General features: G+C 40.1%; 9 protein-coding genes, 21 tRNA genes, 1 rRNA gene and 1 pseudogene. 31 read left to right on the top strand and 1 reads right to left on the bottom strand.

Features of this window, described 5'->3' with window-relative positions; genetic code table 11:
* Nucleotides 1–150 precede the first annotated feature (150 nt).
* From rrf to BMX30_RS22740, 23 genes and pseudogenes are all read left to right on the top strand, one after another.
* Nucleotides 151–266 (top strand): 5S ribosomal RNA (gene rrf / locus BMX30_RS22850).
* 52 nt (nucleotides 267–318) lie between these two features.
* Nucleotides 319–393 (top strand) — tRNA-Glu (locus BMX30_RS22845).
* Nucleotides 394–466: 73 nt separating this feature from the next.
* Nucleotides 467–542 (top strand) — tRNA-Val (locus BMX30_RS22840).
* 36 nt (nucleotides 543–578) lie between these two features.
* Nucleotides 579–654: transfer RNA gene (locus BMX30_RS22835), tRNA-Thr, on the top strand.
* A 180-nt stretch (nucleotides 655–834) separates the two neighbouring features.
* A tRNA-Lys gene (locus tag BMX30_RS22830) sits at nucleotides 835–910 on the top strand.
* A gap of 36 nt (nucleotides 911–946) precedes the next feature.
* Nucleotides 947–1,031: transfer RNA gene (locus BMX30_RS22825), tRNA-Leu, on the top strand.
* A gap of 32 nt (nucleotides 1,032–1,063) precedes the next feature.
* Nucleotides 1,064–1,140, top strand: a tRNA-Arg gene (locus BMX30_RS22820).
* A gap of 8 nt (nucleotides 1,141–1,148) precedes the next feature.
* A tRNA-Pro gene (locus tag BMX30_RS22815) sits at nucleotides 1,149–1,225 on the top strand.
* A gap of 22 nt (nucleotides 1,226–1,247) precedes the next feature.
* A tRNA-Ala gene (locus BMX30_RS22810) sits at nucleotides 1,248–1,320 on the top strand.
* Nucleotides 1,321–1,413: 93 nt separating this feature from the next.
* A tRNA-Ile gene (locus BMX30_RS22805) sits at nucleotides 1,414–1,487 on the top strand.
* A gap of 7 nt (nucleotides 1,488–1,494) precedes the next feature.
* Nucleotides 1,495–1,587, top strand: a tRNA-Ser gene (locus BMX30_RS22800).
* 314 nt (nucleotides 1,588–1,901) lie between these two features.
* Nucleotides 1,902–1,978: transfer RNA gene (locus tag BMX30_RS22795), tRNA-Met, on the top strand.
* A 26-nt stretch (nucleotides 1,979–2,004) separates the two neighbouring features.
* A tRNA-Asp gene (locus BMX30_RS22790) sits at nucleotides 2,005–2,081 on the top strand.
* 187 nt (nucleotides 2,082–2,268) lie between these two features.
* Nucleotides 2,269–2,341 (top strand) — tRNA-Phe (locus tag BMX30_RS22785).
* A 7-nt stretch (nucleotides 2,342–2,348) separates the two neighbouring features.
* A tRNA-Tyr gene (locus BMX30_RS22780) sits at nucleotides 2,349–2,432 on the top strand.
* Between the two features lie 46 nt (nucleotides 2,433–2,478).
* Nucleotides 2,479–2,552: transfer RNA gene (locus tag BMX30_RS22775), tRNA-Trp, on the top strand.
* 8 nt (nucleotides 2,553–2,560) lie between these two features.
* Nucleotides 2,561–2,636 (top strand) — tRNA-His (locus tag BMX30_RS22770).
* A gap of 164 nt (nucleotides 2,637–2,800) precedes the next feature.
* Nucleotides 2,801–2,875: transfer RNA gene (locus BMX30_RS22765), tRNA-Gln, on the top strand.
* 8 nt (nucleotides 2,876–2,883) lie between these two features.
* A tRNA-Cys gene (locus tag BMX30_RS22760) sits at nucleotides 2,884–2,958 on the top strand.
* A gap of 9 nt (nucleotides 2,959–2,967) precedes the next feature.
* Nucleotides 2,968–3,041: transfer RNA gene (locus tag BMX30_RS22755), tRNA-Gly, on the top strand.
* Between the two features lie 7 nt (nucleotides 3,042–3,048).
* Nucleotides 3,049–3,125: transfer RNA gene (locus tag BMX30_RS22750), tRNA-Ile, on the top strand.
* A 5-nt stretch (nucleotides 3,126–3,130) separates the two neighbouring features.
* Nucleotides 3,131–3,204 (top strand) — tRNA-Arg (locus tag BMX30_RS22745).
* A gap of 178 nt (nucleotides 3,205–3,382) precedes the next feature.
* Nucleotides 3,383–3,795, top strand: a pseudogene (locus BMX30_RS22740) (NUDIX hydrolase).
* Between the two features lie 124 nt (nucleotides 3,796–3,919).
* On the opposite strand, the gene BMX30_RS22735 reads toward BMX30_RS22740, so the two are convergent.
* On the bottom strand, nucleotides 3,920–4,321 hold the full coding sequence (locus tag BMX30_RS22735; protein ID WP_090750612.1) for a VOC family protein: 402 nt from the start codon (nucleotides 4,319–4,321) through the stop codon (nucleotides 3,920–3,922).
* A gap of 184 nt (nucleotides 4,322–4,505) precedes the next feature.
* Between BMX30_RS22735 and BMX30_RS22730 the strand changes: the two genes are divergently transcribed.
* The 8 genes from BMX30_RS22730 (at nucleotide 4,506) to BMX30_RS22695 (ending at nucleotide 12,985) form a co-directional block, all read left to right on the top strand.
* Nucleotides 4,506–5,180 carry a hypothetical protein gene (locus BMX30_RS22730; protein WP_090750611.1) on the top strand — a complete coding sequence of 225 codons (675 nt, stop codon included), beginning with the start codon at nucleotides 4,506–4,508 and terminating at the stop codon, nucleotides 5,178–5,180.
* Between the two features lie 383 nt (nucleotides 5,181–5,563).
* On the top strand, nucleotides 5,564–6,334 hold the full coding sequence (locus BMX30_RS22725; protein ID WP_170843984.1) for an alpha/beta hydrolase: 771 nt from the start codon (nucleotides 5,564–5,566) through the stop codon (nucleotides 6,332–6,334).
* Nucleotides 6,335–6,372: 38 nt separating this feature from the next.
* The gene (locus tag BMX30_RS22720; protein ID WP_090750607.1) at nucleotides 6,373–7,113 is read left to right on the top strand and encodes a class I SAM-dependent methyltransferase; all 741 of its coding nucleotides are present in this window, start codon (nucleotides 6,373–6,375) and stop codon (nucleotides 7,111–7,113) included.
* A 26-nt stretch (nucleotides 7,114–7,139) separates the two neighbouring features.
* A complete protein-coding gene (locus tag BMX30_RS22715) occupies nucleotides 7,140–7,805 on the top strand; it encodes an HAD family hydrolase (RefSeq protein ID WP_090750605.1) in 666 nt (221 codons plus the stop codon).
* A 120-nt stretch (nucleotides 7,806–7,925) separates the two neighbouring features.
* Nucleotides 7,926–8,486 carry a GNAT family N-acetyltransferase gene (locus BMX30_RS22710; RefSeq protein ID WP_090750603.1) on the top strand — a complete coding sequence of 187 codons (561 nt, stop codon included), beginning with the start codon at nucleotides 7,926–7,928 and terminating at the stop codon, nucleotides 8,484–8,486.
* Nucleotides 8,487–8,545: 59 nt separating this feature from the next.
* Nucleotides 8,546–9,274: a nucleotidyltransferase domain-containing protein gene (locus tag BMX30_RS22705; RefSeq protein ID WP_090750601.1), complete on the top strand. Its 729-nt coding sequence runs from the start codon at nucleotides 8,546–8,548 to the stop codon at nucleotides 9,272–9,274.
* A gap of 157 nt (nucleotides 9,275–9,431) precedes the next feature.
* Nucleotides 9,432–11,171, top strand: a complete 1,740-nt coding sequence (locus BMX30_RS22700) for an ABC transporter ATP-binding protein (RefSeq protein WP_090750599.1) — start codon at nucleotides 9,432–9,434, stop codon at nucleotides 11,169–11,171.
* 32 nt (nucleotides 11,172–11,203) lie between these two features.
* Nucleotides 11,204–12,985 (top strand): ABC transporter ATP-binding protein, encoded by a 1,782-nt coding sequence (locus tag BMX30_RS22695; protein ID WP_090750614.1) that lies wholly within the window; start codon nucleotides 11,204–11,206, stop codon nucleotides 12,983–12,985.
* The last annotated feature ends 579 nt before the right edge of the window (nucleotides 12,986–13,564 follow it).

Here is a 13,564-nt window from a genome sequence, read left to right as displayed (position 1 = left end):
ACGTGTGGAGCTGACTGATACTAATCGATCGAGGACTTAACCTTATAAAGTTAAGGAAGATATGAATGACTTTACCTTCTGATTACATTATCTAGTTTTGAGGGAACAACCCCTTTTGCGCAAGCAAAAGAACTTTCCTTAATTACATAGTCTGGTGGCGATAGCGAGAAGGTCACACCCGTTCCCATGCCGAACACGGAAGTTAAGCTTCTCAGCGCCGATGGTAGTTGGGGGTTTCCCCCTGTGAGAGTAGGACGTTGCCAGGCAACCCCTTATCGGGGTATTTATTTTGTCTCATTTTAAAAAAAGCCATATATTGGCCCCTTGGTCAAGCGGTTAAGACACCGCCCTTTCACGGCGGTAACACGGGTTCGAATCCCGTAGGGGTCACCAATGTTTTTTCGAGAAAGCGAAAAAACCCTTCCTTACTTCTTTTGTTTAACGAAAGGGAATTACCTATAACAATGGAGGATTAGCTCAGCTGGGAGAGCATCTGCCTTACAAGCAGAGGGTCGGCGGTTCGATCCCGTCATCCTCCACCATATTTTTTTCGGGTAGCAAAGAAAATTTTTTATAATGCCGGCCTAGCTCAATTGGTAGAGCAACTGACTTGTAATCAGTAGGTTGGGGGTTCAAGTCCTCTGGCCGGCACCATATATTTGGTATTAATTATGATAAATATTTAGAGCCATTAGCTCAGTTGGTAGAGCAGATTGCTCACTTCGCTGAATTGCTTCTTAGGCAATCTGCGAGGAAGACCGTAAGGTCTTTCGAGCATCGTAGAAGCGCTACCAGCGAAAACCTTTAGATAGTTCCATGTAATTTTAACATTTAGAGCCATTAGCTCAGTTGGTAGAGCATCTGACTTTTAATCAGAGGGTCGAAGGTTCGAGTCCTTCATGGCTCACCATATTTTTTTCGCAATAGCGAAAAAAATTATATATATGCGGGTGTGGCGGAATTGGCAGACGCACTAGACTTAGGATCTAGCGCCGCAAGGCGTGGGGGTTCGACTCCCTTCACCCGCACCAATAACTTCTTTGAAACAAGATTTTTTATATATGCGCCCGTAGCTCAATTGGATAGAGCGTTTGACTACGGATCAAAAGGTTAGGGGTTCGACTCCTCTCGGGCGCGCCATTTATACACGGGAAGTAGCTCAGCTTGGTAGAGCACTTGGTTTGGGACCAAGGGGTCGCAGGTTCGAATCCTGTCTTCCCGACCAGTCGTATTTTAACTTATAATATGGGGCCTTAGCTCAGCTGGGAGAGCGCCTGCCTTGCACGCAGGAGGTCAGCGGTTCGATCCCGCTAGGCTCCATTTTCATAACGAATTGTCACCATCTAGCTGTTTTTTGAATAGGCTAACTGATATGGAGACAGATAATAATGCTATCATTTTCTTTAACTTATTGGACCCTTAGCTCAGCTGGTTAGAGCAGACGGCTCATAACCGTCCGGTCGTAGGTTCGAGTCCTACAGGGTCCATTTATACGGAGGAATACCCAAGTCCGGCTGAAGGGATCGGTCTTGAAAACCGACAGGCGGGTCAAACCGCGCAGGGGTTCGAATCCCCTTTCCTCCTCCATTTTTTTGTCAATAATATTATCGCGGGGTGGAGCACGATCGAATAATCTTCTTCGAATACTCTGCAGCGCACCGATTGAGCCACACCTTGATATAGCTTACTGAAATCGGGGCGGTACTTTCGGACAGTTACTGCTCACTATGAGCATGGTAAAACAATTTTATATACTATTATCGCGGGGTGGAGCAACAAGCGTTACTCCTTTGAATAATCTGCGAGTTGTACCGATCGAGCCACATCTTGGTTTTGCTTCCTGAGATCGGGACAGTCAGTGCTAACATTGAGCATAAACAAAACAATATAATTAATATTATCGCGGGGTGGAGCAGTTCGGTAGCTCGTCGGGCTCATAACCCGAAGGTCGCAGGTTCAAATCCTGCCCCCGCAACCAATGTAATTTCTATTCTTTAATAATTTGGTCCGGTAGTTCAGTTGGTTAGAATGCCTGCCTGTCACGCAGGAGGTCGCGGGTTCGAGTCCCGTCCGGACCGCCATTCATATAAAAATTCAGTAGGAAACTACTTTTTATATACTATGTAATATGGCTCAGTAGCTCAGTCGGTAGAGCAAGTTGCTACCTTTTATGATTTAGCTTCTGCGGCAACTTGCGAGAAAAACCGTGAGGTTATTCGAGCAATAATGGTCTCGCACAAACTTTTAAGCGGAACAATTTCCTAATATGGCTCAGTAGCTCAGTCGGTAGAGCAATGGACTGAAAATCCATGTGTCGGCGGTTCGATTCCGTCCTGAGCCACCTTCTTGGAGGGGTAGCGAAGTGGCTAAACGCGGCGGACTGTAAATCCGCTCCTTCGGGTTCGGCGGTTCGAATCCGTCCCCCTCCACCAAAGTTTACTACAAAGTAAAAATAACCAAAGTTTTAATTTCATTTTTAGGGGTATAGTTTAAAGGTAGAACGAAGGTCTCCAAAACCTTTGGTGTGGGTTCAATTCCTACTACCCCTGCCAATATTGTGGCGATCGTGGCGAAGTGGTTAACGCATCGGATTGTGGTTCCGACACTCGTGGGTTCGATTCCCATCGGTCGCCCCATTTATTTATCAGAGGATTTTAAAAAAAGATTCTATAGTTAGACAGTTAATGTCGACACATTTAACTACAGAAGTAATTCAGGCAGCAACGCATTTGCAATTAAATGTGTCTGCGATGTTTCTCTTGAAGTTAATTCAAAGAAGTAACTCTTGAAGTATATTCAATGGGCTATAGCCAAGCGGTAAGGCAACGGACTTTGACTCCGTCATTCGTAGGTTCGAATCCTGCTAGCCCAGCCATTTTTATTGGCGGCATAGCCAAGTGGTAAGGCCAAGGTCTGCAAAACCTTTATTCACCGGTTCGAATCCGGTTGCCGCCTCCATATTATTTCGCGGGTGTAGTTTAGTGGTAAAACCTCAGCCTTCCAAGCTGATGATGAGGGTTCGATTCCCTTCACCCGCTCCATTTTTAAGGGCCTATAGCTCAGCTGGTTAGAGCGCACGCCTGATAAGCGTGAGGTCGGTGGTTCGAGTCCACTTAGGCCCACCATATATGCGCCTTTAGCTCAGCTGGATAGAGCAACGCCCTTCTAAGGCGTGGGTCAGAGGTTCGAATCCTCTAAGGCGTGTAAAAACCAATCCACTTCGGATTGGTTTTTTTATTTATCTTCATGTGAACTATAAGTCGGTCACATTCTTAAACTGGAAAGAAAAGCCGTACTTCAAGAAGGAAGTTCGGCTTTTTGTGTAGAAGAAATAAGATTAGATGAATAATTAGCCAATGAATAGTAATAGAAACGGAGATAAATGATGATTACACCACCCAAACATATCTTGTCAGCAGCAACCATTGTTTTAAATGCTAACAAAGAAATTCTGTTAATAAAAGGACCAAAACGAGGATGGAAATGCCTGGTGGACAGGTGGAAGTAGGGGAATCTTTGAAGGAGGCTGCGATTCGAGAAACAAAGGAAGAGACTGGAATCGATATCGAAGTAACAAAGTTTTGCGGAATCGTTCAAAACGTAAATCAGTCGATTTGCAACAGCTTATTTTTAGCCGTTCCTGTCGGAGGAGAAATGGCTACTAGTTCCGAGAGTCTTGAAGTCGGTTATTTTCCAGTAGAAGAAGCATTAGAAATGGTCACTTGGAAAAACTTCAAGCAACGAATAGAGTATTGCTTAAATGAAGAGCTGCATCCTTTCTATATTGAGTTCTGATTATAAATAATAGTCGAGTAGGAGTAGGTTTTAATTATCTGCCATTTCCAAGCCAATGGAGTCTCGGGAGTTACATATTCGTTGAATGAAAAAATCCACTTAAAATGTGGATTTTTCTTATCCATTATTGGCCTTCGTGTAACACATTGGTAGCAGCTAATAGGTTTCCATCGGGATCCTTAAAGCCAAAACCGCCATACCCGTTTTCTGGTTGAATATTTAGCGGTCCAACTTCGATGTTCTTTTCCTTGAGCCACTGATAAAACTCTTTTAATTCTGGAGTATAAAAATCAATGATGCTATGAACGATGTCATTATTTGTATTCTTAAAAGACGTACGTTGGGTTTCCTCGGTTTCTACTAAATAGAAGGTAGGAACGCCTTTTTTCTTAAAGGTTAGCATCGCATTCTTTTCACCTTTAAATTCAAGCTCGACCCCAAGGACATCAATATAAAATTCAATCGACTTTTCCAAATTACCTACAGGTATTTCTAATGTTGCAACATGCGATATAAAATGACTCATCTATTCGTGTAAGCCTCCTTTATTTTCTTCCTTAAAGATTCAACATGAAAGGCAATAATCCTTGTTTATCTTACAAAAATAGTAAAGCTAAAAAAGTAATAATGCTACATATAAAATTTGTACTAGCTAAAAAGGAAGTGTGAATACTAGCTACATACATACGTCTAATGTAGAGGAGTAAAAAATGGCGGAAATATGGATTCAAGAAGAAAAAATCACCGAGAAATTTTTCGATGACTTGGGCCATTATACAAAAGTAGAAGGAGAATTAAACTCGATTTATTTTATTGGTGAAGGTACTGAAGGCGATTATGTGGACTCGAACAAAAGTTATTTGCTTGATTTTCTAATGGCACAAAATCAATATCCTCTGTACCTTACCTTTATTCCTTACGATGATCAGGTGGAGGAATTTATCACTTTCCTGCAAGAAAACAAAATGGATTATCGATTTTTTCACCTTGAAGAAACACGAACGTATTATACTTTGTTTAAGAAGCACCAATATCATCCACCTTGTTTTGTTGTCGAGGTTATCGATTCATTGTCACTAAAATTATTAGTAGAGGAAACCTTTTGGCTTCCAGCACAGAATGAATTTTATGCAATTTCATACTCGGACAATATAGCTTTTCGATTAGAGAGTGTTAAGGAATGGGGGAGAAAAAAAGAGCGGTCTATTCCTGTGTTTAAAGTCGAAGGAGATACGACTTTCATCATGATTTTCCATGATGGAGCAGGATTTTATCTTTTTTCTAATGAAGAGAAATACTCGACAGTTGAAGAGTTATGTTCGCGACTACCTAAGGGGACAGTCATCACGCAAATTAATGATACTTTGGTAGACAAAAGTGAATAAAAAATAACCTCGGGTTGAGGTTATTTTTTATTCACTTGACGGCCACTTTTTTTCTGACTGTGGGATTTTGTATTCCCAATAGTAAATTCATTCCCTAATTCAATATCGTTGCGATGGTCTTGTTTCTCAATCTGCTCTCTTGTTTGATTGTTTCTTTGCCTTCCTTGTTTAGACACTGTTTATCACACTCACTTTCAATTAGTATCGTTGTTAATATGTACAAGTATTGGAGAAGTATGAACGAAATTCCTTTTTTTCTAAAAACAGTACACGGTGCTAGATAGGGGACTAACTGACAAGGAGATTTGGTTGGTTTCGTCGAATTGGAGTGTATTCATGATTAGACTACCGTAATGGCTTTTTTAATAGGAGGGATGGTTGTCTTGTTTGATTATTTTAAGGTAAATCTGACCCCGTTTAATAGTGAACGAATGATTCGAGTGTATTTACCTGCTAGTTATGACCGTAGCCAAAAACGATACCCGGTTTTGTATATGCACGATGGTCAGTATCTTTACAATGAGGAGGACAATAAGCAAGGAGAAAGCATGAAGATCGGTGATTTTTTAGATAAAAGTGACGTTGAAATTATCGTTGTCGGGATTGATTGTGCTAACAGCTTTGGGCGTCTTGAAGAATATGGGCCGTGGGAAAATGATTTTATCAGAGAAAGAATTGATGGAATAAAGGGGATTGTTGGGGGACAAGGTGAAAAATATATCGACTACATTGTTAAAGAACTAAAACCAATGATTGACCAGAAGTATCGAACAGACAAAGAGAATACAGCCATGGCAGGGACATCAATGGGGGGATTAATTACCTTATTTGCGGCATGTACATATCCACATGTGTTTAAGAAAATCGCTTGTATGTCCTCGGCCTTTTGGTTTAATGAAGAAAAGTTAAAAGAGAATATCGAGTCAACACAATTAGATTCTCTTGAAAAAGTGTATATAGACATAGGTACGAATGAAGACACAGGAAGGATGAGTAGCGAGGCTTACCTTCAATGCAATCTTTGGGTGCAAGGGCTGTTGAAGGAGAAGGTGTCAAATTTACATTTTACCGTGGTCGAAGGCGGTGCTCATAACGGGAACCATTGGGCGCAGCGGTTTCCAACCGTCATTGAATACTTATATGGGACAGAATAAAAAAATCCAATTAGAACGAACGAAAGTGGGTGTTAAAGTTGAAACAAAATATTTACGATGATGAAGTTTTTTTCAAAGAATATACAGCTGTACGTAAGAGTGGCACTACCTACAACGATTTTATTGAGCAACCAGCAATAAAATCTTTAATGCCCTCGCTCGAGGGGAAATCGGTATTGGATTTAGGCTGCGGCAACGGCCAGTTCGCAAGTTATTGTGTCGACCGAGGTGCCTCAAAGGTTTTGGGAGTAGATATTTCAAAGAAGATGCTAGAACTAGCCAAACAAGAAAATAACCATGAAAAGATCGAATACCTCTGTTCTCCAATCGAGGACCTAGACTTATCAAACCAAACATTTCATGTGATTGTCAGTTCACTAGCGATTCATTACATAAAGGATTACTCAAATTTAATTAAAACTATCACGAAATTATTAGCTAAGGATGGTGAATTCATCTTTTCTACGGAGCACCCAATCGTAACCGCACGAAAAGACATGGATAATTGGGTTAAAGATGAAGAAGGCAATAAATTACACTGGGCATTCGACAACTACCAAGAAGAAGGTCAGAGGAAACAAAGATGGCATATTGATGGGGTGATTAAATACCATCGAACCATCTCCACTTTAGTTAATACATTGATCATTAATGGTCTTAATATAAAAAATATATTAGAACCACAGTCAACTCCTGCCGGATTAGAACAGATGCCTAAACTAGTGAATGAGAGGCGGAGACCTTCTTTCCTTATAATCAAAGCTAAAAAGGGTCTCTAGAAAACTGTAGTTTGGGGGTTGTTATCATGATTAAGGCGGTCTTATTCGATTTAGACGGTACATTGTTAGATCGAGAGGCATCCGTCCTCAAGTTCATCAGTAATCAATACAATCGATTAAACAAATGGGTCTGCCATATCCCAAAAGAACAATACATAAATCGTTTTATCGGGCTTGATCAGAACGGTTATGTCTGGAAGGACATTGTTTACCAACAGTTCGTTCAAGAGTTTATGATTACGGGTTTATCTCCTGAAGATTTGCTTGAAGATTATGTGAATCAGTTTAAATACAATTGTATACCATTCGCTAATCTTATCAATATGTTAGATGCTTTGGTGGAAAAGAACTTTGCTCTTGGTATCATTACCAATGGGAAAGATCCGTTTCAAATGGAAAATATCAAGTCATTGGGGATTGAGAAATACTTTAAAACAATCCTCATATCTGAATCGATAGGAATGAAAAAACCTGAACCACAAATTTTTGAAAAGGCATTAGAAATCCTAACCGTGTTGCCTACAGAAAGTGTATTTGTTGGCGATCATCCACACAATGATATAAAAGCAGCACAAAGAATTGGAATGAAAGGTATTTGGAAAAGAAATGCACATTGGGACAATGTGGAGGCGGATTATATCATTGATGATTTAGAGGGAATTCCGAGGATTTTAACAAATATAAATCGGTAATGCGCATAGTGGGATTTTCGGTAAAAATACATAAAGCCATGATTCACTTGATTTTGTAAGGGGATAGGAGTATTATCTAACAAAAAACCAGAAAATATTGGTAGTTTGGGAGATGGGAAAATGGATCCTTTGTTAAGAGAATTTCCAGAAGAGTTTTCAACGGACCGTCTAGTCATCCGTATGCCTAGGCCGGGAGATGGCAAGGTGGTTTATGAAGCGATAAAAGCCTCTATCGAAGAATTAAAGCCGTGGATGCCTTTTGCACAAAGCGAACAATCGGAGCAGGATGTTGAATCAAATATTAGGCAAGCTCATATTAACTTTCTAAAAAGAGAGGATTTGAGATTATTAGTTTTTCTAAAAGAAACAGGAGATTTAGTGGCTTCATCCGGTTTGCATCGAATTGATTGGTCGGTACCGAAATTGGAAATCGGTTATTGGATTGATAGCCGTTTTAGTGGAAAGGGATATATGACAGAAGCGGTGCAAGGGATTTCGGATTTTGCGTTTCGGGAACTCCAGGCGAGAAGACTAGAAATTCGCTGTGATGTAAAGAACCAGAAAAGCAGAGCAATCCCAGAAAGATTAGGTTTTACCTTGGAAGGGATTTTGAGAAACGATGATTGGTCTGTTGATAAAAGTGAGTTAAGAGATACTTGTATTTACGCAAAGGTCGTTTAGGATAGGGAAGGGAATCTACTACCCAAAAAGGTCACGGAGACTTCTCAGAGGTGAAAGTAATGGGGAAATTAAAAAGCAATCCAATTGAAACAGCAAGAAAGTTTGTTGATAGCCATTTTCCATCTTGCCAATCGGCAATCCTAGCAGGCAGTGTTGTCCGTGGGGAAGAAACGGAAACGTCCGACTTAGATGTTGTTATTTTTGATAAAAATATGAGTTCATCCTATAGAGAGTCAGTTCTATTCTCCAAATGGCCAATCGAGGTATTTGTTCATAATCTAACCTCGTATAAGGATTTTTTTCAAAGTGATTATGAAAGAGCGCGACCATCTATGCCCAGAATGGTTGCCGAAGGAATCGTACTAAAAGACGACGGAAGTCTTCTCTCGATAAAAGAAGAGGCAAAGAAACTACTTGAACAAGGTCCAAAAGAATGGTCGCAGGAAACAATAAATACGAAACGTTATTTTATCACCGATCTTTTGGACGACTTTATTGGTAGTAGCAATCGTGCTGAGGAAATTTTCATCGCAAATGAACTAGCAGCTCTTGTAAGTGAATTTGTCTTGAGGACAAATCGAAACTGGATTGGTACATCAAAATGGGTGTTTCGCTCACTAAGTTCGTACGATGAGGAATTTGCCGTTCGTTTTGTTGCAGCTTTTGATGATTATTATCGGACGGGTGAGAAAGTGAACATCATTAAATTGGTTGATGAGGTTCTTGAGTCTCATGGAGGAAGGCTATTCTCTGGTTTTTCTCTGGGGAAAGACGATAACGATAAATAATCCCTTACCTTTGACTAGTCTTCTATGAGGCTAGTTTTCTTGTTCGGTAAAAAACTAGAGCCACGCGATTACTAAACTGTTTTTTCGTGGTAAAATTTTTCTTATGTCCGGATTTTTAGTAAACATGGACAATTTGCAGCAAGGTTAGGAGAAAACTATGAAATCCATGCAGAAATTACTAAAATACATCAAACCCTACACTCTTTTTGCCTTTTTAGGACCGTTCTTTATGTGCATTGAAGTAGCGATGGATTTGTTACAGCCCACGATTATGCAAATGATTATTGATATTGGAATTGCGAATGAAGATAATGCTTATGTGATAAAGTTGGGGCTTTTGATGCTGCTGAGTGCTGTCATTGGTTTGATTGGGGGAATTGGCAGTTCGATTTATGCCACGAAGGCAGCTGTTTATTTCGCATCAGATATTCGTCGGGATGTTTTTCGCAAAACGGAGTCGTTTTCAAATCAAAATACAGATGCATTTGGCGCCGGAAAATTAATCACGATTGTGACAAATGATCTCGCTTCTATACAACAGGCGTTAATGATGACCTTGCGCGTGTTTGTACGAGGACCGCTTCTGTTTATCGGGTCTGTCGTTATCGTATGGTTGACCGCGCCAGAACTATTTCCAGTTTTACTCGTCACGATTCCGATTCTCATCGTGTTTATCTATTATTTCTCCTTTAAGTCAGGTAAACTTTTTGCGAAGGTTCAAAAAGCAATGGATCAGGTGAATACAAAGTTGCAGGAAACATTAGCCGGTATCCGAGTGATTAAAGCTTTTGATCGAGGGGACCATGAAACAGAACGTTTTCAGAGCGTGAATCAAGCCTTAACAAAACGTAATTTGTCTGCAGAACAAGTCATTTTTACTCTTATGCCCATCACGATGTTTGTGGTGAATCTTGGGGTAGTGGCTGGTCTGTGGATGGGAGTGATTAAAGTAAGTGAAGGAACCATACAGGTTGGTGTGATTTTAGCGTTTATCAACTACTTAAACATTATGATGAATGGGTTAATGAGTAGTAGTCATGTATTGATGCAGATCACACGCGCGTTTCCTTCGGCTGGCCGAATCAATCAAGTTCTTGAAACCAATATAGATATTACAGGACCAGACCAGCCAATGACCAAATCGAACATTCAAGGGGAAGTGGAGTTCAATCAAGTCCACTTTAGCTATCATAAAAATGGTGAATCTTTACTTAAGAACATTTCTTTTCAGGCGAAGGCTGGCGAGACGATTGGTATAATCGGTTCTACTGGGAGTGGGAAATCAACTCTTGTTAAACTCATTCCTCGTCTTTATGATCCTGATTCTGGAAGTGTTCTTATTGATGGAGTCGATATCAAGAATTATTCTCTAGAGGACCTCCGCTCAGCAATAGGATTTGTACCACAAAAAGCCCTTTTATTTACGGGAAGCATTGAGGATAACTTCCGCTTTGGTAAAGACGACGCAACGATTTCAGAGATGGAGGACGCGGCTGAGGCGGCGGTGGCAAGTGAATTTATTCACCGATTTGACGATGGTTTTTCTCACTCACTGTCACAAGGGGCAACGAATTTGTCTGGTGGACAAAAGCAACGTTTATCGATAGCGCGAGCATTTATTAGGAAACCAAAGATTTTAATTTTAGATGACTCTACTTCAGCCGTTGACGCAATCTCAGAGTCCTCTGTTCAGCGGGCATTGAAACAAGCTCATTCTAATACAACACTGTTTATTATCTCTTCAAAAATATCATCTATCATTGATGCGGATCGAATCATTGTAATGGAGGACGGGGAGATTGAATCCATTGGAACACATGGAGAGTTGCTCACGAAAAGCAAAGTCTATCAGGATATTTATGCCACTCAAACTGGAATGAAGGTGAAATCTCGATGAGCAAAACATCTACACCATCTGCTGCCAATCTAATGGGACGAGCCCGTGGCCCAAGAGGGTTTGGTGGACCTGTTGTAAAAGCGAAGGACCCAAAAGGCACAGTGAAACGAATTTGGCGATACATGGAGAAACAAAAGGCCCCACTGATTGCTTCGATTCTCTTTGTTTTGATCTCTACACTATTAAGCCTAGCAGCGCCTTATTTAATTGGTATGATCATCGATGAATATATAATTCCCAAGGATGTCGATGGAACCATTCGCTTCTTGTTTGTTTTAGGAGCGGTGTATATTGCGGCGGCGCTATTTACTTGGCTCCAAACGTACATGATGGTAAGGGTATCATTGTTAACAATTCAAAAGTTAAGACAGGATTTATTTAATAAATTCCTTACTCTATCATTGAAATTCTTTGATAAACGTTCGCATGGGGACTTAATGAGCCGGGTAACGAATGATCTTGATAGTTTGAATAATGCCCTTAGCCAAAGTGTGATACAAATCTTTTCTTCTGTTCTAATGGTTACTGGTGTTGCGATTGCAATGTTTTCGCTCAACTGGATGCTTGCCATCGTTACCTTGCTAATTATTCCATTAATGATTTATACAACGAAAAAAATCATCACCTATAGTAGTAGTAATTTTATTAAACGCCAGCGGGATTTGGGCGAATTAAATGGATTTATAGAGGAAGCGATCTCTGGCAATGAAGTCATTACGCTTTTTGGCCAAGAGGAGAAGATTTTCACAAAGTTTTCAGGGGTTAATGAGCGATTACGTTCATCCGCTACCGCTGCTGATACAGTGTCGGGCTTTCTGGGTCCGGTTAATAACTTTATCAATAATCTAGGCCTTGCATTGGTGATTGCAGTAGGAGCGGTGATGACTGTGCAAGGAATGGCCACTGTGGGAATCATTGCTGCGTTTGTTACCTATTCTAGGCAGTTTTTCCGACCAATCAACCAGCTTTCAAGCTTGCTAAATATGTTTCAGTCTGCAATAGCGGGGGCTGAGCGAGTATTTGAGGTAATGGACGAAGCCCCTGATGTAATAGATAAAAAGAATGCAAGAACAGTTGACCGCTTTAGAGGGAATGTTGAGTTTTCACATGTTCACTTTCATTATGAAGAGGGGAAACCAATCTTAAAAAATATCAACTTCCAAGCAAAAGCTGGCGAGACGATTGCTTTGGTAGGTCCAACAGGTTCAGGGAAAACAACCATTATCAATTTAATGATGAGGTTTTATGATGTGAGCGCCGGTAAAATTACCATCGATGGGCACAATATTCGCGATTATAAACTTAGTGAGTTGCGGAAAAAGATTGGTGTCGTTTTGCAAGATACATTCTTATTTTCAGGAACTATCATGGAGAATATACGCTATGGTCGGTTAGATGCAACGGATGAGGAAGTCATCGCAGCAGCACAGCTTGCTTCGGCACATAACTTTATAAAGCATTTGCCAAAGAGTTATCAAACATCGCTTACTTCTGGAGGCTCAAACTTAAGTCAAGGACAACGACAATTACTTGCTATCGCCAGGGCAATTTTAGCAGATTCAGATCTATTAATACTGGATGAAGCGACATCGAGTATTGATACTAGAACAGAAATCGAAATTCAAAAAGGCATGAGTAAATTAATGGAGGGACGGACCAGCTTCGTGATTGCCCACCGCCTAAAAACAATTGAAAATGCAGATAAAATTTTAGTGATTCAACATGGGGAGATCAAAGAATCCGGAACACATGACGAATTGTTAATGAAAAAAGGCTTTTACTATGACATGTATCAAAATCAGTTTCAAATCTAGCTTATTTAGAGGACTTCGCTTTTGCGTAGTCCTTTGTTTGTCTTTAGAGAGAAGAGGTGGGAAGGTTAGAGCTTCAAATATCAGGAACCTTCTATGAAACTTATTATTTGAGATAATATTATTATTGTAAAATATTTCTATTGCCTCGAGTATTCGAAAGTGTTATTCTTATTTAGCTGCTTCGGCGGTACGGCATTTCAAATCGTTTCTTAATTATTTTCTTTGAAAAGTGATTGACGAAAAGATTTATCTGTTGTATATTATTAGTTCGTCGTTAAAATAAACGACAGATAACCAGTAATTCATTTTTTAGTAATTGCTAATAATTACTATTGCATCATGCGGATTGTTATGTTAAGATAATATTTGTCGCTTCTGAGGCGATGGATAAAAAAATTGCTCTTTGAAAACTAAACAAACAAGCGTCAACAAACAATATTTATTATGTTTCTTCTATTAAATAGAGAACATGAGCCAACGTTTTATTTTATGAGCTAATCACTCTTTATCGCGTACGAACAGTCAGTAATATCCTAACGGATAAACTGACTGTAACTACCCGATTGATTCGACTAACCA

Source organism: Mesobacillus persicus, from assembly GCF_900109925.1.
GTDB classification, from domain to species: Bacteria; Bacillota; Bacilli; order Bacillales; family Cytobacillaceae; genus Mesobacillus_B; species Mesobacillus_B persicus.
Note: the sequence above shows the minus strand (reverse complement) of the source record. Positions and strands in the feature narration are given on the sequence as shown.